Genomic DNA, 21389 nt, shown 5'->3' with positions numbered 1-21389 from the left:
AACTACTGGTTAAGGCCCACCGAAGCTTTGTATCAAATTCAAATAACAGCACACTATGGGCACTTTTATCATTTCCAAAAGGACCAACGGCGACCATCAGTTTAACCTGAAAGCAGACAATGGAAAGGTCATCCTGACCAGTGAAGGGTATTCCTCCAAAGCCAACTGCGAGAATGGTATAGAATCGGTTCGGACCAATGCCAAAAACGACAACCTGTATGAACTCGTCACCGCTAAAGACGGGAAGTTCTATTTTAACCTGAAAGCGGGTAACGGGCAGGTGATCGGCACCAGCCAGATGTATGCTGACGAATCCGGCAGAAGTGGCGGCATTGCCTCCGTGAAAGAAAATGCACCCGGCGCCAAAGTGGAAATGGAACCGGCCTGATCGCCCCGTCATAAAGTCCATTTTGCACCCTGGCATTGGCAGTTGCACGTTCTAAGTTTGTGGTAAATAAAATACCATGACAACAGCAACCAGAAACCTGACGGGCATCCAGGAGATTGCCGCAAGATTTCACGAACTGGCGCAACAGGAAAAATGGTTTGAGATCCAGGAAGAGTTTTTTGCTGAATCAGTAAAAAGCATTGATCCGGAAGGCTCACCATATATGGGTTACGCGGAAGGCAAGTCAGCCGTTCGCGGGAAAGGCGCGGACTTTGTGGCAAAGATCAAAACCGTTCACAGGGCCCATACCACTGCGCCGCTGGTTTGCGGTAACTATATTGCCGTTGGCCGGGAAATGGATCTGACACACAAAGACCACGGCAGGATCCAGATCAATGAGATCATGCTGTATGAGGTTCGGGATGGCCAGATTGTTTCAGAGCAGTTTTTCTATTAAAATTGATTATTAACACCCCTGCCCGCAGCGGGGGTGTTTACCTGCCGGGACAGTAGCTTCCTGAGCCGGGAATTAACAGTTAAATCGCTGAAATATTCCCGGGAACCGTGGCGAACGAACGAGATCGCCCCTGTCTAGTCATGAAATACAAACTGTATTCATGATACGTAAAATTCCCCTGGTAGCCACACTTGCACTGCTGGCTGCCTGCCAGCAACCAGCCGGACCGGCCACCACGGCAGCCGGAACCAGCGACTCCACTGGCTGGGCAGATCCCCAGCAGTTTATGAAAGATCATTTCAAAGGTGATATTGAACTGGACGTTCGCAATTCCAAAGCGGACTGGGCCGCGTTCACGCCCAGGAAAGCTCCGGCTGGTTCACCCAATGTTTTGTTTATACTATACGACGATACCGGGCTCGCCGCCTGGTCTACATATGGTGGAGCGATCAATATGCCTACCCTCGATCGTCTTGCTAAAAACGGCCTGACTTACACGCAATGGCATACCACAGCACTCTGCTCTCCAACGCGTTCCACTTTACTTACCGGCCGAAACCATCATCTTACAGGTAATGCCGCTATCACAGAGGCCGCTAACGGTTTCCCCGGCGCTCACGGAAGAATCCCTGACCAGTGCGCCACCATTGGAGAAGTTCTTCAGTCCAACGGGTGGAGCACTTTCTGGATTGGAAAGAACCACAACGTGCCGGAACAGGATGTTTCTTCCGGCGCAAGCCGCAAACAATGGCCGCTGCAAAAGGGATTCGACCGTTATTATGGCTTCCTCGGAGGTGAAACCAACCAGTGGTACCCCGACCTCGTGGAAGATAACCACTTTGTAGAGCCTCCTTACGGGCCGGAAAAAGGCTACCACCTTTCCGCAGGGCTGGCAGACAAGGCGATCGAATACCTGCGTGACCAGCAGGCAACCAATCCATCCAAGCCATGGTACATGTGGTTTTGTCCCGGCGCCAATCACGCACCGCACCAGGCACCGGCAGACTATATTGCCAAATACAAAGGCAAATTCGACGAGGGATATGACGCCTACCGCAAATGGGTGGTGCCCCGCATGATCGAAAAAGGAATCATTCCCAAAGGAACTAACCTGACCGACTTCAACCCAATGCCGCCGAATGTTGCCAATCCGGGCGACTATGTACGTCCCTGGGATGAACTGAAACCAGAAGAGAAAAAACTCTTCTCCAAACTGGCAGAAGTCTATGCCGGCTTCTCCGAATATACCGATGCCCAGATCGGCCGTATCGTCGATTACCTTGAAAAAAGCGGACAACTGGAAAATACGGTGATAATGTATGCAGCGGACAATGGCGCTTCGGGAGAAGGATCTCCCAATGGTTCCGTAAACGAAAACAAATTCTTTAACGGTTATCCGGATGAACTGTCAGAAAACCTCAAATACATTGATAAACTAGGTAGCCCGGATACCTATGAGCATTATCCGACGGGTTGGGCAGCTGCATTTTCTGCACCATTTAAAATGTTCAAACGATACAGTGAATATGCAGGTGGTACTGCTGATGCGCTGGTGATTTCGTGGCCGAAAGGGATTAAGGCAAGGGGAGAAATACGGAACCAGTATCATCACTCCACCGATATCGTACCAACAATACTGGATATCTGCGGACTTAAAATGCCAGCTGTGTTCAATGGTGCTGCACAATTCCCGCTGTCGGGGGTATCGATGCGGTATACATTTGATGCCGCTCCGGATGCACCAACTCAGAAAAAGATCCAATACTACGCGATGCTCGGCACCAGGGCCATCTGGAAAGACGGCTGGAAAGCTTCAGCCGTACATGGAGCGCTGACCAGTAAGGGGAATTTCGACAAAGACGATTGGGAATTGTACCATGTGGATGTTGATCGTTCTGAATCAAAAAACCTTGCGAAAGAAAATCCGGAGAAATTAAAAGAGCTGATTGCAGCCTGGAATGACGAAGCTGCCAAAAACCTCGTACTTCCGCTGGATGACCGGTCTGCAGTTGAATTATTGGGTATAGAACGCCCGGCTGAAGAGGCGCCGCGGGAACGCTATGTTTACTATCCGGGAACATCAGCAGTGCCTGAAGGTGTTGCAGTGAATGTGCGTGGGCGGTCTTTCAAAATCATCGCGGATGTGGAGATCAAGGATCCTAATGCGTCGGGGGTACTGTTCGCCCATGGTTCCAGGTTTGGCGGACATTCGCTTTTTATCAAGAACCGTAAGCTCTATTATGTCTACAATTTCCTTGGCATCAAACCGGAGCAAAAGCTGGTGAGTTCCACTACGCTTTCTCCCGGTAAGTATACGCTGGGTATGGAATTTGTGCGTGACTCAACAGGAAAGCTTGGTGAACAGATCGGACATGCCATACTGTATATCAACGACAAGGCGGTGGCCCAGGGTCCGATGAAAACACAGCCAGGCAAGTTTACGCTGGCGGGTGATGGTCTCTGTGTCGGATTCGACAGTGGTGATGCAGTGACGGGTGAATATAAGACACCTGGCACATTCAAGGGTGGCAACCTGCTCGGCGTGGGAGTGTCTGTTGCCAAGGAACAATACCTTGACCTGCAGAAAGATGCCGCAAGGGCATTATCGCGCGATTAGTGTTTTTAGCCAGGAATTAATAGTTGAAAGGCCCGGCTGTTGTTTACACAGCCGGGCTTTTTTAATTCCGGCACTTCCGGTTCAGCCGGTTGGTTTTTCAGTTATATCGTGGGTGTGCCACCTGTCACCTGGATGGTGGCACCCAGCATATAGCTGGAATCCGCTGAAGCAAGCAGCACGTATGCCGCTGCAAGTTCAGCAGGCTGTCCCGCGCGTTTAAGGGGGGTATTTTTTCCGAATTCAGCAACATCTTCCGGAGGAAAGGTGGAGGGGATCAACGGTGTCCATACAGGGCCCGGTGCCACACAGTTCACCCGAATGCCTTTTTCCGCCCAGAGCTGCGCGAGCCCTGCTGTAAAATTCTGGATAGCCCCTTTGGTGGTTGCATAGTGTAACAATACGGGGTTGGGCTTATAGGCATTCACCGACGAGGTGTTGATCACGGTGCTGCCAGGCTTCAGGTATTGCTCAGCAGCCTTGCAGAGATAGAACATCGAAAAAATGTTGGTTCGGAAGGTGTACTCCAGTTCCTCTGCGGAAATTTCCTGCAGTGATTTGTGTGACATCTGGTAGGCGGCATTATTGACGAGGATATCGATCTGTCCGAATGTGTCCATGGCCCGCTGAATAATCTCCTTACAGTGCTGTTCGTCACTGATGTCTCCTGGCACCAGTTCCACTTTCCGGCCAGCTTCTCTCACCCATTTCGCGGTTTCCTTTGCGTCCTCTTCTTCATTGAGGTATGAGATCAGGATATCTGCCCCTTCGCGGGCGAAAGCAATCGCTACCGCCCTGCCAATGCCGGAATCGCCACCGGTAATGATGGCTTTTTTCCCTTCCAGTTTGCCCGATCCTTTGTAGGATTTCTCGCCATGATCTGCTTTTGGGTTGAGCTTCCTGTCGGAGCCGGGGAGTTCCTGCTGCTGTTCGGGGAAGGGCGGCCGCGGGTACTTTTTTACCGGGTCTTCTGTATCGTGTGATGTACGTGCCATAGTGATGAGTTTTAAAGATGATACGGCATATTATCGGGCGGGGGGTTTAGCGGGGATTCAGAAATTATGCCATGCGGAGCATTTTGAAAGGCCGGAAAATGCTCTTTATCATAGCCGAATTTCGATGATCCTTCGATTAACCCTGTGCAAAGGGGTGGGTTTGCCTATGGACAAACGTATTTTAATCGAAGGATGGCTATGGGAATCAGCCATAATGATACCCTATTGCCACTACTTTGTTTATCCTTTGTTTATCCTTTGGTAACCCCACATGTAGCCAGATTTTACCCGGATTCTACCCGGTTTTCATAGGGAAATCGGGTCATTTCCGGGTAAAACCCGGGGAACCAATAGGGTTCCAAAGGCTTATCAACAGGGGCGCATCAGGGATTAAATAGAAATGGATAATGGATCGTCCCGGGAAAAGGAAACGAATGGTTCTGGCACAAGGGTTGAAAGGTGGCAAATAAATCAACAACGCGGGTATACTACAACTGGCAACAAAAGCATTTTATCAGCCTGTTTTACCAGTAAACACTTGTTGCTTTTCTGCCATATTTGATGTAGCTTATACGTCCGCGCCAAAGGCAAACCTGCTATGAAACAGTTTTTAACCACCCTGTTCCTTTTTTGCTGCCTTACCTCATTTGCCCAGCAATTCAAATCGCAATACGGCAAGCCGCTTGTCGTATTGGTGGTGACAGATCCGTGGCTGATGGTGATCGGATCGGATGTACCTTGTTTTGCACTTTACGAAAAGGGGCAGATCATTTACCGGAAAGTAGTGAACAAACGGTACCAGTATTTTGAGGTCAAATACGACAGCATCAGGGTAAGGTCCATTATGAAATCACTGGACCTGGATGATGGTGTTTCCCGGCTGGGAGAATCCACGGAAGCCTCTGATCGCGCCGAACAACCCGCAAATATCCTCCTCCTCAATTTTGATACCCTGCAGCAGATCGGTGTATACGGTAACCTCCGGGATCCTGAAAGTGACGCGCGGTCCAAAACACCTAAATCCTTTCTGACCGTCTTTGACAACATTCTCAAATTTGATGACCCTGCTGCAAAACCCTGGGTGCCCGATACCGTGGAGGTAATGGCGAGCAAGTATGATCTGTCACCCGAAACTCCGCTGGCCTGGAATAAGGAATGGAGTGATCTGCATAGCAAAACCACGGTGCAGCGTAGTGATGAACTGTACAGCATTTACCTGGACAAAAAGTATTTCGCGGACTTTATCAAACTTTTGCGGGGGCTCAAAACAAGGCAGGCCGTTCAGATCAACGGTGAGAAATATGCGCTGTCGTACCGTTTTCCTTTTCCAAATATGGATTGATCGGTGTATTATTAGGAATGCGAAAGAATACCCTGATCCTGCTGGGGTTTATGTTGTTGAAATTTCTCCTGCAGTATTGCCTGGTCCTTCCTGAATATGATCTCCATCGTGACGAATACCTGCATCTTGACCAGGCAAATCACCTGGCCTGGGGATTCCAGTCCGTTCCGCCTTTTACCTCATGGGTGGCGCTGCTGATCCGGGAACTGGGCAATGATATTTTCTGGGTCCGGTTCTTCCCTTCATTATGGGGTGCGCTAACCTTGCTTGTTGTCTGGAAAACGACCGAAGCCCTGAAAGGCGACCGCCTGGCACTGATGCTTGGCGCACTCGGTGTACTGTTGTCTGTGCTGCTCCGACTAAACCAGCTTTTTCAGCCCAACTCTTTTGATGTGCTGTGCTGGACACTACTGTATTATATCCTGATCCGGTATATCAATTCGAAGGAACCACGCTGGTTGTATGCCGGCGCAGTTATTTTCGCACTTGCCTTCTACAATAAATACAACATTGGCTTTCTGCTGCTGGGATTGTTGCCGGCGATCCTGCTGACCGAACACCGCCAGATGCTCAGCAGGAAAGCCCTGTATGGAGCACTGCTATTGGGGCTGCTCCTGGTATTACCAAACCTGTGGTGGCAATACAGCAATGGATTTCCGGTGATCGGTCACATGAAAGAACTGGCTGCCTCACAATTGGTGAATGTGAACCGGGCAGATTTCCTGAAAGAACAGCTCCTGTATTTCATTGGGTCAATACACCTGCTGTTGCTGGCCCTCTATGCGTTATTTTTTTACAAACCATTTGCGCCTTACCGGCTCTTCGGTTATGCGCTGGTGTTCACGCTGGCAATATTTGCGTACTTCAAAGCCAAGGGATACTATGCTATCGGTCTCTACCCCGTTTTCCTGGCTTTCGGAACCGTTTATCTGTCGCATTTGTTGCGGCCACGCTGGCGGATGATCGCCGCTCCTGTATTGGTGGCAGTTCCCATATTGGTGTTTTTGCCTCTGTACCAGGTCGCTTTTCCCAATCGTACGCCGGAATACATCATTAACCACCAGGATCGCTATCAGAAATTCGGGTTACTGCGATGGGAAGACGGGAAAGACCATCCCCTTCCACAGGATTTTGCGGATATGCTTGGCTGGAGTGAACTTGCCAATAAAGTTGACAGCGTTCACGCAACGCTTGCCCGAAGTGGCAACACGCTGGTGCTTTGTGACAATTATGGCCAGGCCGGCGCCATCAATTATTATTCAAAACGCGGCATAAGGGCGGTAACTTTCAATGCAGACTATATCAACTGGTTTGATCTCAGTAGGCCTTATGTGAACCTGGTGCGCATCAAAACCTTTGAGGGGCCCGACACCGAAATGGAGGAGACGGCAAAATTCTTTGCAAAAGCAGCCCTCGCAGATTCCATTGCCAATCCTCATGCGCGGGAATTCCGGACACGCATTTATCGTTTTGAACAGGCTCATATTGATGTAAATGCACGAATTGCAGCAGAAATAAAGGAAGTGAAATCAAGATAAAATAAATAACAAGCCATGAATAAACTATTGGCGAGATCGCTGGTCTTTCTTCTTTTCAACCTGCTGTTGATGAACACAGGCAAGGCACAAAACAGGGAACCATTTGTACGGATCGCCAGGATCGTGGTGGATTCGGCGCAACTGGATGCCTATAAATCCATTCTCAAAACGGGAATTGAAACTGCGGTCCGCGTGGAACCCGGCGTGTTGACCATGTATGCGGTGCAGGACCTCAAGGCGCCAACCCACATCACAATCATGGAAACATATGCCAGCAAAGCGGCCTATGAAGCGCATATTCAGACACCGCATTTTAAAGTGTACAAATCCGGTACACAATCCATGGTGAAATCGCTGGAACTGGTAGATGTGATACCGGTGATATATGAAACCAAAAAACCGAAATAGATGTCGTGGAAATTTTTAACTGCACTTTTGTTCCTCTTTTCATTTTCACCGGGCGTGCATGCTCAGCAGGATCAGCAATACACCAGCCTGGAAGACTCACTGGTGAAGTACGATTTGTCGGCATTTACCATTGCCGGCAGGAAGCGCCTGAGCGGGTCAGGTACAGAACCCTCTCCTTCTGCACATGGCCTGAAAGCACTGGTTACCGGAAAATGTTCGGATTCAGAGATCCACTTCTCTTTGCCAAAAAAAGACATCTACCTGCATATCTACTTTGACAAGTCATCTTCCGCATCAAAGCTGGATTCCATATTCCTGGTCACACATTCCCATTTTTGGGTAAGGATAAACAGGGAGGCAACATCCGGTATAGCCGCCAACAGTACCTGCACCTCAACAGGTGATGGAAAACGAAAGTCATATAGCACTGCTGTCTGGAAGGCCTGGTTATCGGCCGACAACAGGAGGTTGTATATCTATCTCCGCAGGGCAGGTTTGCCAGGTAAGGAAACTGAGGAGGCTGAAGTGACCTGGGTCATAACGGAAAGCCAATACCGTTACCGTGTGGTGGATCGCCTTTAAAATTGACTATTTTAGCTTCAAACCTTACCCTTGGCACTTGTCCTGATTACTTTCGGCGTCCCAGCCCTGATTGTTTACGCAAACTTTATTGCTTTCCTCTACAACAGAAAGCTTTTTCTGGGGAAAATCGCACTATTTGTTATTGATTTATATGTAATGGTTTTTCTTCCTTTCGTTTATGCCGGATTTGGAAAAACCAATCTTTGTTGTGAGGAAGAAACTGAAACCGCTGCGTTTCATCCGGCGCACCAGCTATCGATAAAAGTGCTGATGATCCTTTGCCTTTGCGCTTACCTTTATTCCCGGTTACGATCGAGGATTGCAGCACCAATTACAGAAATACTGGTTAACCTGTTTATTGTTGCGGGAATTGCTTTCAGTATTGTTGTTTCTTTTCACGTAAAGGACAACACATACTTTTTTCTCGGCATTCTGCCGGTGATAATTTGCGGCATTATGATGCTGGGCGAAAATCAAAGGTTATTTCTGGCTCAGCATACACCTTCACGATCTGGTTACAAACCAGAAGAACTAGCCTGGAAATTCCTTTCGGCGAAGCCTATACTAAAATTTCCTTTGCTTTTTGCTTGTTGTTTACCACTGCTGCTGTTAGTTACAATGCTCTTGTTACTCTTCGGTCAACAACCCGACTCATTCATCCGGGCGTTTACCGATACCTATAAACACGGGCTCTCTCAGTGGGATTATCAGTGTGACAATGTCGAATGCGGAGGGCATTACTTATGTTCCGTTGCAGCCAAGGGACATCCGGGAATTGTGAAGCCAGTACGTCGGGGTGTCAGGAATGGCAACCCGATCCTGTGCAACCGGCAGCTACTTATTTCCAATGCTTTCGAAGAGCTGATCCAGGAAAAACTGCCGTTTCTTCATCGGCCTATTCGCCACCACTACAATAAAGTGGGTGATGTAATTCACCGGTACTACGGAATCTTCAACATCCGTGTCGTAGCAGATATTGTCTATATATTGATGAAACCCCTCGAATGGCTTTTCCTGTTAACCTTATATACATTCGACAGGAAACCGGAGAACAGGATCGCCCGCCAATACCTCAGCAGGAAAGATCGTGACCTGATTCGTCAATCAGAATCCAAACCACCTTGCTTTCCGGCTTGATCCAAACAGCTTTTTATCGGCCACCAGGTCGGCTGATGCTTCCTGGTGAATGCCAGATGGTTTCGGGCCGGAGAAAAAATCCACGTCCACGCGTGCGACAGTGCCTTTCCCGAATTCAATATAACAGGAGCCGGCACCGGTGTACGCTGCTGCTTCTTCCTTTCCGTGATAATCTGCAATGATGGATTTAGCCGCGTAAACGGCAGCACCCTCAGCAAACACACCGGCCTTGGGCGTACCGACACTGGTCACATCACCAATCGCATAAACGCCGGGATATTTAGTACGAAGGTTAGCCCTTTCCACAGGGATCCAGCCATTTTCTGCAAGACCGCTTTCCAGCACCACTGGCGGGGCAACGTGTTTGGGTATACCAAGCAACAGGTCGCAGGGCAATTCGGTGCCATCATCCAACAGAACTTTTTTGTCGGCTGTAACACTGCTGATCTTACGTTGGGGAATGAACCGGATATTCCGTTCTTCAAAGGCTTTCAGTAAGGCTTTCGAGGAATCAGGAGAAGGGGGAATGGGCAAACCGAAAGGTATGACGAGACTGATGGTGCAGGCATCCCGCAGCCCTCTTTCGACCAGGTAATCGTGCAACATGAGGGCGCCTTCGCTTGGTGCTGGCGGACACTTGAACGGTGCCCCGCAAACACCTACCACTGCATGCCCCTGTTTGAAGGACGGAAGTATATCCCGCAGCTTTTCTGCGCCTTCGAAACTGTAATATTCATTGCCAAATTGCGTCAGGCCGGGTGTAGCCGCAATATCATAGTTTGCGCCGAGGGCAACGACCAGGATGTCGGATTCGTACTCAGCTTTATCAGTGGTGACTTTACGGGTGTTGGGATCGATCGAAGTAACCTTTTCCTGCCTGAACTTCACCCCGGGTTTATTGATATGACGATAGGGAATCTTTACGGCATCAGCCTGCTGATGACCGAACATCACATCAAGTTTGGAGAACCCGAAATAGAAACTGTCGTGCTGATCGATCAGGGTGAGGTCAAGGCGGTCACCCAATGCTTCAGACAACAACGTGCTCAATTCCAGTCCGCCGAAGCCGGCGCCCAAAACAGTTACCCGAAACTTCATGACATAAGATTTCTCTGAAGTTACGACCGGCTTTCCAGGAATGGCTTATCAATGGGGATCAGGGAGCAATTTTCCTCACTTCCCCTTTGTTGTTCCGGATCTCAACCGCTACCACGGAACTATCGGTGGCACAATAGCGCGCAGACTGTGACAGGAAGCCGGAGCCGTTATAGAATTCCTGTTTACGGCTGTTGCCGTTTTTATAATGGAGCACCGCTGATTCATCATTGCTATTCACTGGCACAAGTCTCCTGGTATTACTACGTAATGCATACAGCTTTAGTGGTCCGCGGTTCTGGCTGGCTGCAACCAGGTATTTGCCGTCGGCCCCCTTCAGCTGAACCAGCGCCTTGCCATCGCCAGGCAGATAGATACCGCTCTCGAGAATAGTGAGTGGCTGGAACGACCCATCCCCTTTACCTTTCAGCAACAGGCCGTTGAGCGCGTTATAGCGACCGGTGGCCACTTCGGTTCCGAAATCATTGCCGTTGATAAGCACGTCAAGGTTTCCGTCCCCATCAAAATCATCGGCCAGCATGCCGTTAACAACGGAATATTGTGCCGGCAACGGCAGCGGAATAATGGTGAATTTGCCATTGCCATCATTCCGTAGAAAGCAGGACTGCAGCATAGTGGCCTGGAGGCGTTGTGCATCTTTGCGCATTTCCGGAGTAATGATCTCCTCCATAGTGGACCCCGCGAATTTGCCATAGTTGTCGTACCGCTTTTTCAAGGTGGGAATCCGCTCGATCATCTCATCCCTGCCAAAGGCCGGGAATTCCTTTTTTGTTCCATCGGTTGCCGGCAGGTATTGTGACAGGATGGGAACATAGCTGCCGTTCTTGTCAAAGTCTTTTGCAGTTACAAATACAGGCCGCTGGTCGCTCGCCTGGAAATAGGTATTCAGCCCCACATTGCCAACGATATAATCGGTACGGCCGGTATGCCGGAAATCACCGGCAGCAATGGAATTCCACCAGCCTGTATTGCCTGCAATACCAGTTGAAGCAGTAACATTTTTAAATTTCCCGCCGGTATTCTTTAAGAAGGTTACAGGCATCCATTCCCCTGCCAGGATCAGGTCAGCCTGGTTATCATTGTCAAAATCAGTGAACAGGGCATCACATACCAGTCCCACATTTTCCAGTTCCGGAGCCACCTGCGATGTGATATCAATGAACTTTGGCTTTCCTTTTTCCGAGATGTTCTTGAAGATAAAGCTGCTTACAGGGCGAGGGTATTTGCCAGGCTCGACCCTTCCGGATACGAAAAGGTCGGGTTTTCCATCATGATCAATATCCTGCACACGCACACAAAGCTTGCTGATATGGTTATCGGGCAATGCGCCGGCAGCGATACTAAAGCTTCCCTTGCCGTTATTGAGGTAGAGCCGGTCCTGGTAAGCTGCGTCACCTGCTGCATAGTTGAATCCACCACTGGCAACATAAACATCGTTAAAGCCATCGCCATCTGCATCGAATAGCACGATGCCTTCGTCTTTGAAATTCACATTCGTGCTTCCGGCTTTCTCATCCATCTGCTGCTCGCGGAATTTTCCGTTGGGCTGCTGCAGCAGGACCTTGGCCGGATAAATATTATTTCCGCCCATGATGATATCGTCCAGCCCGTCGCCGTTGATATCGCCGGCGGCAAGCGCGGGACAGTATTGGGAGAACTTGTGTGGCAGCGTGGTCTGAACATTGAAATCGATAAAATCAAAATCAGTATGTTTTGCCCCCAGGCCGGTGAGCCGGGTGATCTCGCGGAAGATGGGCACTGACTGCAGTTGTTGCGGGTTAACCGGTGCCGGGATCGCAGCATTGGCCAGATCAGCTTTTAATAGCTGGTCGGCTTTAACCTGCTGAAATACCTGTTTTTTGTTCTCCGGCCAGGTAATCACTACCGAATCAACTACAGTTGTTTTACCCAATCCGAAATGTGCAATGCCCTGGTTGGTGGACAGGTAGCCCCGCACGGGAAGATTCTCATACAGCTGGTGTTTTCCGTGGTCGTAATAGATATCCGCTGATGCGCCCAGTCCGTTGATGTTGGCCGGTGATCCGCGGAATGCGACCTGGAGGTAGTGGCTCGCAGTATCCCCTGCCTGCCGGGAGCGGTTTTCGTAAACGAACGCTTCATCGTCGATGTTGTTGATCACGATATCCATATCGCCGTCATTATCGAGGTCAGCATATACCGCACCGTTGGAGAAACCGGGCCGGGTGAACCCCCAGGCTTTGGTCATATCTTCAAACTGAACGCCATTGGTATTGCGGTAAGCGTAATTGCTGATCTTGACCACGGGGATTCTGCCCATCATTTGCAGTGGCGGCTCGAGTCCATTGCTTTTTTCGCGGTACGCAATAAAGTCATGGTCTGTTACATCCTTAGGGAATCCGTTGGTGATAATCATGTCGCGGAAACCGTCGTTGTCAAAGTCCGCCACCAGCGGGGTCCAGCTCCAGTCCGTCTGTGACATGCCACTCATGAAGGCGATCTCGCTGAATACCGGTGCACCGATGGAATCCCCTTCCAGTAAACGCGGACCCTGGTTCAGCTGGAACGTATTGCGGATATACTGCAACTGGTATTTAAACAGCTCAAAATTCTGGATCGTATTATAGTTGCCCGCATTCATCATCATCTTCTTACGGAAGTTGTCTTCGGGGTTCATGTCCAGTTCCACCACATCCACGAGGCCATCGTTGTTGATGTCGACCACATCGCTGCCCATGGCGTTCAGGGAAGTGTGCTTGAAATAGTCTTTTGCCCTGTCGGAAAAAGTGCCATCATGATTATTGATGTACAGGATATTGCTCGAGATGAAATCATTGGCTACATAGATATCCTTCCACCCGTCTGCATTGATATCACAGATGGTGGCAGAATGTCCGAACCCTGCCAGCGTGATACCTGCCTGCAGGGAGACGTCACGATATACGGGGTGATGGGAAGCACTGTCGGTTTCGTTGCGGTAAAGACGTCCTTCACTGTGAGTAGCATTGCCGTTGCGTTCACTGAATGCCGTATAGGCAATACCGTTGGCAGCCTCATTCACGGTCAGGTACATGTCAAGGTCCCCGTCATTGTCGTAGTCGAAGAACTGCGCCATAGTTGACTGTACGTTAATATCCAGCCCCCAGGCAGCCGCGTCATCTTTGAACCGGGGGATACCACCGGCATCATTTCCCTGGTTGACATACAGGATATTTCTGCGGCGGAGAGAATCTTTATAGATCGTGTTGCACACGTAGATATCGAGTTTGCCGTCGTTATTGATATCTACCACAGATACGCCTCTTGCCCAGCGGCCCATTCCGTCAACGCCGGCTTTTTCCGTGACATCTTCAAAGGCCAGGTTCCCTTTGTTCAGGTAAAGCTTGTTGGGTACCATATTGCCCGTGAAGTACATATCGGCCAGGCCATCGCCGTTAAAATCGCCAATCCCAACACCGCCACCATTGTATATGTTGACCACATTCATGGGATTGATGGAGTCGCTTTCACTGATCTTATTGGAAAAATGTATTCCGGTATGAGAGGAGGACAACTGGCGGAATATGCCTGTCTCCTGATGGCGGCAGGCGGTGAAGGCAAAGGCAGCGGCAAGTGACAATAGCAGTAGTGATCTCATAAAAGGTAAGTCGGCCATAAAAATAAAAAGGCTTTCCGGCAACAGAAAGCCTTTTTACATGAGTGAATCTATTTATTAATATCCAGGGTTCTGGGTCAGGTTCGGGTTAAGTGCAATGGCTCCCTGCGGAATAGGCAACAGTGTTTTCTCTGCAGTCAGTTCCGTGTTGTAGAGGCCATGTTTTTGGCCATCGTGCGTGGGACCAGGAGCGGGGTTAGTGATGGGTTCAAAGCTATTAGGCTTGGTGCCATTGGCAGCGCGAATGAAATTGATGGCTTCATCTGTACCAGCACGGCAAAGGAGATAGAACAGGGAATACTCGCCGGACAGTTCATGCCTGTATTCACTCAGAACCTGTTGCAATGGATCTGTAATCTCAGCTCCGGGGGTACCATCCCAATTTGCACTGTCTTTCATAATTGCCGGAGCGGTACCACCCCATGCGCGGTCGCGTACCAGTTTCAGGTCAGCCTGTGCACCAGTTACATCACCAAGGCGTACTTTACATTCCGCACGGCTGAGGATTACTTCAGCATAACGCATCAGGATCTGGTTCTGATCGCCAAAGAGGTTGCTCTTTCCTTCTGCATTGGAGTTACCACCTGTAAGGTTTGGATCACGCCATTTCTTGGAATATACATAACCGGTGCGGCCTTTGTCGTCACCATACCAGGGACGGGTAAGGGTACCAACAGTATTGAGGATCTTACCGTCATCACCGGTATATACGGGGTTACCGTTCTTGAAACCCTGGATCACCTGGTTGTAACCTTTCAGGCCGCCATATGCTGCCAGGATGCCCGGGCTCACCAGCGGATCGCCAGGACCTACAATGGTCAGCAGCTTGCGCTGGTCACCTTCCTGGTAAGAACTCCAGAGTGCAGGGTTACAATAGTCATACCCTTGACCGGTAAGTTCCTGGGGCCACCCGAAGCTGTCGATCCAGGCAATTTCACCGCCGGGCGGATTCCAGCTACCACCCCAATCCTGCGGATCACCGGCTTTGAGTGCAAACTGCACCTCAAAGAGTGATTCGTCGTTGTTTTGCTTACTGTACTCATGTACATCTGCAAAATTGGACATCAGGTGATAATTGGTGGTGAGTTCAGTGCTATTGAACGCTGCGAGTGCAGCGTCATAATTTTTCAGCCACATCTGTGCAGCACCCTCATACGCATAGGCAGCACCCTTTGTGGCGCGGCCGAGGTCAGCTTCGGAAAGTGCTGTTTTGGACAGCAGCAACCCTTCCGCAGCCTGCATATCCAGTATTACCTGCTGAAAAACAGAGTCGCGTGATGACCGTGGTGTAAGCCCATCGGTTACAGCGCTCAATTCGAGCGGAACGCCACCGAATGAAGAGGCGAGGTAATAATAGGTCATGCCCCTGAGGAAATAGGCTTCTCCCTTCAGGCGGTTGGCGAGCGCTTCATCAATAACCCCTTTTTCGAGGGTTTTATCAATAACCACGAAGGCAGCGTTGGCTCGGGAAATCCCGATGTACGATTGGTTCCAGAAGGTAATGAGACCACCAAATGTGGCAGGAATCTCATAGTTGTTCCAGAAAACGTCACCACCCCAGTTAAATGCATCGTGCGTACTGAAGTTGGCCCGGTACCAGATACATTTTTTCAGAAGGTCACTGTTTTGGTAAGTATCATAGATGGCGTTTACCAGCGAGATGACATCCTGTGGTTTGTTGAAAGTGGCGTCCGCTGTACCAAGAAAGCTGCTTTCCTGTTCCAGAAATTTCTCACTGCAACCCGAAGGCACGGCAGCGCCGATCAGGAGCGTGATTATGCCTATATATAAATTCCTTCTTTTCATTTTGTAATATTTTAAGCTTTCGGATTTTAAAGGGTTACGTTCAAACCAAATGTGAAGAACCGGGAAGCGGGATAGATGCCATTGTCCACACCGTTCTGCGTGGCACTGCCACCCTGCATACCGATCTCAGGATCTGCACCGGAATAGTTGGTGATCGTAAACAGGTTCTGTGTAGAGAGGTAGAACCTGATCCTTTGCAATTTCAGTCTGTTCGTAATATTACTTTGTAAGGAATAGCCCACTGTCAGGTTTTTCAGCCGCAGGAAGCTGCCGTTTTCCACCCACACATCGGAAGGAATGTTGTTGAGGGTATTGTCATCATTGGCAAGCGCCCTAGCATAACGGTCAGATGGACGGTCAGGCTTCCAGAAATTGTTGTAATACTCCGTGCTTACATTTTCCACACCTTCTGAGCCGCGTTTCTGGAAACTTTCCAGGTTGCTTTCGATGAAGTTGAGAATCTTGTTTCCTGCAACTCCATAGAAATACACGTTAAAGTCGAAGTTTTTATACGTAGCATCAAAGTTGAGGCCACCATAGAATTTAGGCTGCGGGTTACCGATAGCAACGCGGTCGTCAGCATTCACTACGCCATCTCCGGTAACGTCGGCAAAATAACGATCACCAGGCTTGGTAGCCGCCCGATAATATACACCACCCGGAGCCTTGGCGTTGAGTGCATCAATCTGAGCCTGGGTCTGGAAGATCCCCAGAGAGCGATAACCAAAAAACTCTCCGACAGGACCACCCACTTTTGAACGGGAAAACTCGTTCCAGCCTTGTCCGGTCAGTGTCAATCCACCGAAATTGGATACTGCATCCGTTCCGGAGGTTAATGAAGTCAGCTCATTTTTGATGGTGGTGACTGTCAGTCCGATATTATAGTTGAACGCCCTGTTGCTTCTGTTTCCGTTGTAGTTAAGGGCAAATTCGAAACCTTTGTTCGTCATCTCTCCTACGTTCCGGGTGATAAACAAATACCCTGTTTGTGCAGGAGAGGGTATGCGCAACAAAAAGTCTTTTGACCTTCTGTTGAACCAGTCTACTGTCAAGGTCAATGCGCCATTAAGGAAGGCGGCATCCAGACCGATATTCGTCATGTAATCCGTTTCCCATTTCAGATCAGGATTGGCTGGCTGGGATTGGGCAATTCCATTCTGGTAGATACTATTGAAAGGGTAACCGAGGTTATCTACGTTTACACCGTCATTATTTGCGTTACCGTTATAATTGGCGGGGTAGTTACCGGCATATAGTGCCTGGTATTGGAACAACGGGATAGTTGCCTGGTTTCCTACCAGACCATAGCTTCCGCGCAGTTTAAGGTCATATAACCAATTTACATTTTTAAGGAAGCTTTCTTCCTTAGCCCGCCAGGCTACAGCAACTGACGGAAAGGTTCCATACTTGTGACCATTGTCAAATTTCGAAGATCCGTCACGACGAATGGTACCGGTGATCATGTATTTGTCTGCGTACTTATAAGTGAGCCGGGCGAATTCAGACGATAGTGTAGAAATATTCTCTCCGTTTCCGAATGCATCAAATTTCAGGTTTGTTACCTGCCCCAGGTCACGGATGGTATTGTTGGGTGGAATGCCGCCCGCACCCATCATATTGATGGTGTTTTTCTGCGCCGAAACACCGCCGACGAAACTGATGGAATGGTCACCGAAAGTCCTGTCGTAGGCAATGGTATTTTCCCACAACCACTCAAACATGGTATTGATATTCTGGTGGTAGTTGGCAGGTGTTACAATTGAGCCGGGATATTGCTGGTTGGCCCTGTTGTCTTCGGGAGAAAAGAATGACCCGGAGAAATTGTTGATGTTTACACCCGCGTTGGTTTTGATACGCAGGCCCTCAAGAATTGTCGCTTCGAGAGAGGTGTTGGCCAGGATGTAGTGGGTGATGTTCTTTGCTTCACTGGTTTCAACCTGGTAAACCGGGTTATTGAATTTGAATACGTTTGAATTTTGTGGATTATAGAAACCGTAATTGCCGTTGCCATCTTTTATCTGGTACGTTTTTCTGTTACCACTGTCCAGTGTTGGCGGGTTTACCAGCAACTGGAAGAGTGAACCGGTACCCAGCGGGTTGTTGGCATCCTGGTAAGCGTACCTGATGTTGGTAGAAGATTTGAGCCATTTAACCGGTTGATAGTCGAGGTTCAGGCCTGCCGTGAATCTTTTAAAGAAAGATCCAAGCACGATACCTTTCTGATCATAGTATCCGAACGATGCGGAAGTCTGCACTTTTTCGCTGCCACCGCGAATACCGATACTGTAATTCTGGGTAATACCAGTGCGGTACAATGCATCCTGCCAGTCAACGCTGTGGAGCGCTTCAGGAGTTTTCCAGATGGGCAGGCCGTGATACGTATGGGTGGAGTCAGATGCTTCTACATAATTTGACAGGTTGGCGAATCCCTGGGCATTCAGGATATCATATTTTTTAGGGGGACTCTGTACGGAGAAGTAAGCATCCACATTTACCTGTGTCTTATTCCGGGAGCCTTTCTTGGTGGTGATGATCACCACACCGTTAGCGGCACGGACACCGTAAATAGCAGTTGCAGAGGCATCTTTCAAAACATCTATTGATGCGATATCATTAGGATTGATATTGTTAAGACCGCTACTGGTGGGATAACCATCTATAACATATAATGGTGTGTTTCCACCAGGAGCGAGACTACCAATACCGCGGATCAGAATTGACGTATTTCCGCCGGGTGCCGCATCGTTGTTCACTACCTGAACACCGGCTGCACGGCCCTGGAGGGCCTGGTCCACGGTGGTAACCGGAACAGCGGCAATCTGGTCAGCGGTGACGCTGCTGACCGCACCGGTCAGGTCGCGTCGCTTGGCAGTACCATAACCTACCACAACAACCTGTTCCAGCTGCTTGGTGGAAGACTCGAGGGTTACCGCAAAGTCGGTCTGACTTCCGACAACAACTTCTTTACTGGTAAAATTCACGCTGCTGAAAACAAGTGTGGCATTGGGAGGAACGGCAATCACAAATTTGCCGTTATTGTCCGTTACGGTGGCGGTCTTCTGGCCTTTCACCATAACGGTAACATTCGCTGCCGGCCCCTCTGCGCTGGTTACTGTACCTTGTACGGTAGTCGTCTGGGCGTAAAGGAGGGAGTTTGAAAAAAGGAATGCTAACAGGAGAAAAAGCGATCGCTGTAGCAGGATACTGATGTTTTTTAGCCGGGGTTTGATACAATAGACATCCCGGCCTCCAACAGACAGCAGTTGACTGGTAGGCATAAGCAATGTAGTTTATAAAAAAGGTGATATAAAGGTACTTCAGGGGCCAAGGCGAAACCAGACGAAATCCATCATATGTTGGTATTATTTATGCAAAAAAAGTCCCTTACGAGAATAATAGTCAAAATGACAAATGTTCTGTCTGTCAAGGGTAAATCATTAAAATAGCATGCAGCAATCCTTCATAAAGTATTGTCCACCCCCAGAGGCAATTGCCCGGTATGCAGACAGTTTCTGGATGCTTTCCAATACATCAACTGAGCCCCAAGACCTGGTGATACTGCCGGATGGCAATATTGATATTATTTTATCCACTTCTCCATTCCGAATGATACTTACCGGACTATCCACAGCCCCTGACAAGGTCAGTTTTGCCGCCCGAAATACCCTTTTGGCCATCAGTTTCCGGTTGCCCGCTGCAGAAATCCTGCTGCATCGCAGCATCGCTCCCCTCCTGAACTCCGCCACATCGCTACCTGACAATTTCTGGGAATTCACAGAAGACGACACCCGGAGCTTTGACCGCTTCTGCAATAAGGCAACCAGTATCCTCCTGCAAAAGATTCCTGCTGTCTTTGACAACAGGAAACAACTGCTGTTTGACAGCCTCTACACTGAACCACTGATTCCCACCATTAAAGAATTATCAGCGCGCTGCTTCTGGAGCAGCCGCCAGATCAACCGCTATTTCCAGGAGTGGTTTGGCCTCTCTCTTAAGACTTATCGTGGTATTCAGCGCTTCAGGAACACTTTCAGGCCGATTAGTGAAGGCAAATTTTTCCCGGAGGAATACTTTTACGACCAGCCACATTTTATCAGGGAGGTGAGGAAACTGTCCGGTGTAAGCCCCCGCGAATTGTTCCGGAATGAAAACGACCGATTTATACAATTCTCTGCACTCAAGGCAAAATAGCTTTGCCTCATGATCAGTTCTTCAATAAACATTGCCATCATCGGGGGCGGTCCGGGTGGATTGACCCTGGCCCGGCTGCTGCAGCTCCAGGGCTTTCGGGTGACCGTCTTTGAAAAAGATGCACACCGTCATGTACGACAACAGGGGGCAACCCTGGATCTCCATGCCGATTCCGGCCTTAAGGCGTTACGCGCGGCAGGTCTGCTGGGGAATTTTCAGCAGCACTACCGGCCGGGGGCGGATCGCATTAAAATAACCGATCAGCACGGCACAGTTTTTCACAGCGACCACGATATGCCCCGGGCAGAGGATTTTGAAAACCCGCATTATCGTCCCGAAATCGATCGCGGCCCCCTCCGGGACTTACTGAACGATTGGCTTCAACCGGGCACCGTTACCTGGGATGCTGCATTTGAATCTATGAAACCCGCAGGCAGCGGCTGGGAAATACTGTTCAGGAATGGAAACACCTTCTTTGCCGACCTTGTCATCGGCGCGGATGGCGCTTACTCCAAGGTAAGGCCCTGGCTGACACCGATCCGCCCGGTATACTCAGGCATCACGGTAATAGAGGGAAATGTATATAATGCGGCTACCAGCGCCCCGAAACTGTTCCGGCTGGTGGAGGGAGGAAAGCTTTTTGCCTTCGGGGGTGAAAAGTCACTGATCCTCAGCGCAAAAGGGGATGGAGCGTTGTCTTTCTATACCGGTTGCAGGGAGGCAGAAAACTGGCCGGCAGCCAGCGGGATTGATTTCAGCGACCGGGAACAGGTGAGGCGTTGGTTCAGCGAAACATTTTCGGAATGGGACCCGCTCTGGCAGGAGCTTATTACAGGTGACAACCTTAAAGTGATCCCCCGGCCGATGTATCATTTTCCGCTAGACCAACAGTGGGATTCCCAAAGTAACCTGACGCTCATTGGTGACGCAGCCCACGTGATGCCGCCCTATGCCGGGGAAGGGGTAAATATGGCTATGCTGGATGCCCTCGAACTGAGTGAGCAGCTCGCGACATCCGGGGAGAACCTACAGCCCGCAATAAGCGCCTACGAGAAAGCGATGCTGAAACGGGCAGCTTCGGTCACTGCCATTACCCTTGAACAAACCGACCTTCTTCATGGGGCTGACGCACTTCAGTATATGCTGCAAGCTTTCGGAACTGCGTCATAATAAAATCGGAA

15 protein-coding genes are annotated in these 21389 nt (G+C 49.6%); 10 read left to right on the top strand and 5 right to left on the bottom strand.

Annotated features, from left to right (window positions below; all coding sequences use genetic code 11):
- Positions 1 to 55: 55 nt before the first annotated feature.
- The 3 genes from FPE01S_RS08665 (at position 56) to FPE01S_RS08655 (ending at position 3462) form a co-directional block, all read left to right on the top strand.
- Entirely contained in the window at positions 56 to 388 is a 333-nt protein-coding gene (locus tag FPE01S_RS08665; RefSeq protein ID WP_046368320.1) for a YegP family protein, read from the top strand.
- Positions 389 to 464: 76 nt separating this feature from the next.
- Positions 465 to 845: a nuclear transport factor 2 family protein gene (locus FPE01S_RS08660; protein ID WP_046368319.1), complete on the top strand. Its 381-nt coding sequence runs from the start codon at positions 465 to 467 to the stop codon at positions 843 to 845.
- Positions 846 to 1005: 160 nt separating this feature from the next.
- On the top strand, positions 1006 to 3462 hold the full coding sequence (locus FPE01S_RS08655) for an arylsulfatase (RefSeq protein WP_245623964.1): 2457 nt from the start codon (positions 1006 to 1008) through the stop codon (positions 3460 to 3462).
- 101 nt (positions 3463 to 3563) lie between these two features.
- Here the strand turns inward: FPE01S_RS08655 and FPE01S_RS08650 are convergent, their stop codons facing one another.
- Positions 3564 to 4454, bottom strand: a complete 891-nt coding sequence (locus FPE01S_RS08650; RefSeq protein ID WP_046368318.1) for an SDR family oxidoreductase — start codon at positions 4452 to 4454, stop codon at positions 3564 to 3566.
- Between the two features lie 598 nt (positions 4455 to 5052).
- Between FPE01S_RS08650 and FPE01S_RS08645 the strand changes: the two genes are divergently transcribed.
- The 5 genes from FPE01S_RS08645 to FPE01S_RS26425 are packed head-to-tail and all read left to right on the top strand — an operon-like array spanning position 5053 to position 9461.
- A complete protein-coding gene (locus tag FPE01S_RS08645; protein WP_046368317.1) occupies positions 5053 to 5796 on the top strand; it encodes a hypothetical protein in 744 nt (247 codons plus the stop codon).
- A gap of 17 nt (positions 5797 to 5813) precedes the next feature.
- Positions 5814 to 7334, top strand: coding sequence for an ArnT family glycosyltransferase (locus FPE01S_RS08640; RefSeq protein ID WP_046368316.1), 1521 nt, complete (start codon positions 5814 to 5816; stop codon positions 7332 to 7334).
- Positions 7335 to 7349: 15 nt separating this feature from the next.
- Positions 7350 to 7742, top strand: coding sequence for a putative quinol monooxygenase (locus tag FPE01S_RS08635; protein ID WP_072053962.1), 393 nt, complete (start codon positions 7350 to 7352; stop codon positions 7740 to 7742).
- A complete protein-coding gene (locus FPE01S_RS08630) occupies positions 7743 to 8324 on the top strand; it encodes a hypothetical protein (protein ID WP_046368314.1) in 582 nt (193 codons plus the stop codon).
- A 30-nt stretch (positions 8325 to 8354) separates the two neighbouring features.
- Positions 8355 to 9461: a DUF6688 domain-containing protein gene (locus FPE01S_RS26425; protein ID WP_052955618.1), complete on the top strand. Its 1107-nt coding sequence runs from the start codon at positions 8355 to 8357 to the stop codon at positions 9459 to 9461.
- Here FPE01S_RS26425 and FPE01S_RS08620 read toward each other — a convergent pair.
- From FPE01S_RS08620 to FPE01S_RS08605, 4 genes are all read right to left on the bottom strand, one after another.
- Positions 9429 to 10559 carry an NAD(P)/FAD-dependent oxidoreductase gene (locus tag FPE01S_RS08620; RefSeq protein ID WP_046368313.1) on the bottom strand — a complete coding sequence of 377 codons (1131 nt, stop codon included), beginning with the start codon at positions 10557 to 10559 and terminating at the stop codon, positions 9429 to 9431. The two genes, FPE01S_RS26425 and FPE01S_RS08620, sit on opposite strands and share 33 nt — an antisense overlap.
- Positions 10560 to 10617: 58 nt before the next feature.
- A complete protein-coding gene (locus tag FPE01S_RS08615) occupies positions 10618 to 14193 on the bottom strand; it encodes a VCBS repeat-containing protein (RefSeq protein ID WP_046368312.1) in 3576 nt (1191 codons plus the stop codon).
- A gap of 75 nt (positions 14194 to 14268) precedes the next feature.
- Entirely contained in the window at positions 14269 to 16017 is a 1749-nt protein-coding gene (locus FPE01S_RS08610; RefSeq protein WP_046368311.1) for a RagB/SusD family nutrient uptake outer membrane protein, read from the bottom strand.
- 26 nt (positions 16018 to 16043) lie between these two features.
- On the bottom strand, positions 16044 to 19295 hold the full coding sequence (locus tag FPE01S_RS08605) for a SusC/RagA family TonB-linked outer membrane protein (RefSeq protein ID WP_046368310.1): 3252 nt from the start codon (positions 19293 to 19295) through the stop codon (positions 16044 to 16046).
- A gap of 169 nt (positions 19296 to 19464) precedes the next feature.
- On the opposite strand from FPE01S_RS08605, the gene FPE01S_RS08600 reads away from it, so the two are divergent.
- Together FPE01S_RS08600 and FPE01S_RS08595 are read left to right on the top strand one after the other, a co-directional pair.
- Positions 19465 to 20208, top strand: coding sequence for a helix-turn-helix domain-containing protein (locus FPE01S_RS08600; protein WP_046368309.1), 744 nt, complete (start codon positions 19465 to 19467; stop codon positions 20206 to 20208).
- Between the two features lie 9 nt (positions 20209 to 20217).
- Positions 20218 to 21378: an FAD-dependent oxidoreductase gene (locus FPE01S_RS08595; RefSeq protein WP_046368308.1), complete on the top strand. Its 1161-nt coding sequence runs from the start codon at positions 20218 to 20220 to the stop codon at positions 21376 to 21378.
- The last annotated feature ends 11 nt before the right edge of the window (positions 21379 to 21389 follow it).

The sequence above is a fragment of the Flavihumibacter petaseus NBRC 106054 genome (genome assembly GCF_000974785.1).
GTDB lineage: Bacteria > Bacteroidota > Bacteroidia > Chitinophagales > Chitinophagaceae > Flavihumibacter > Flavihumibacter petaseus.
The sequence above is the reverse complement of the archived record's forward strand: the minus strand, read 5'-3'. Positions and strand labels throughout refer to the sequence as shown.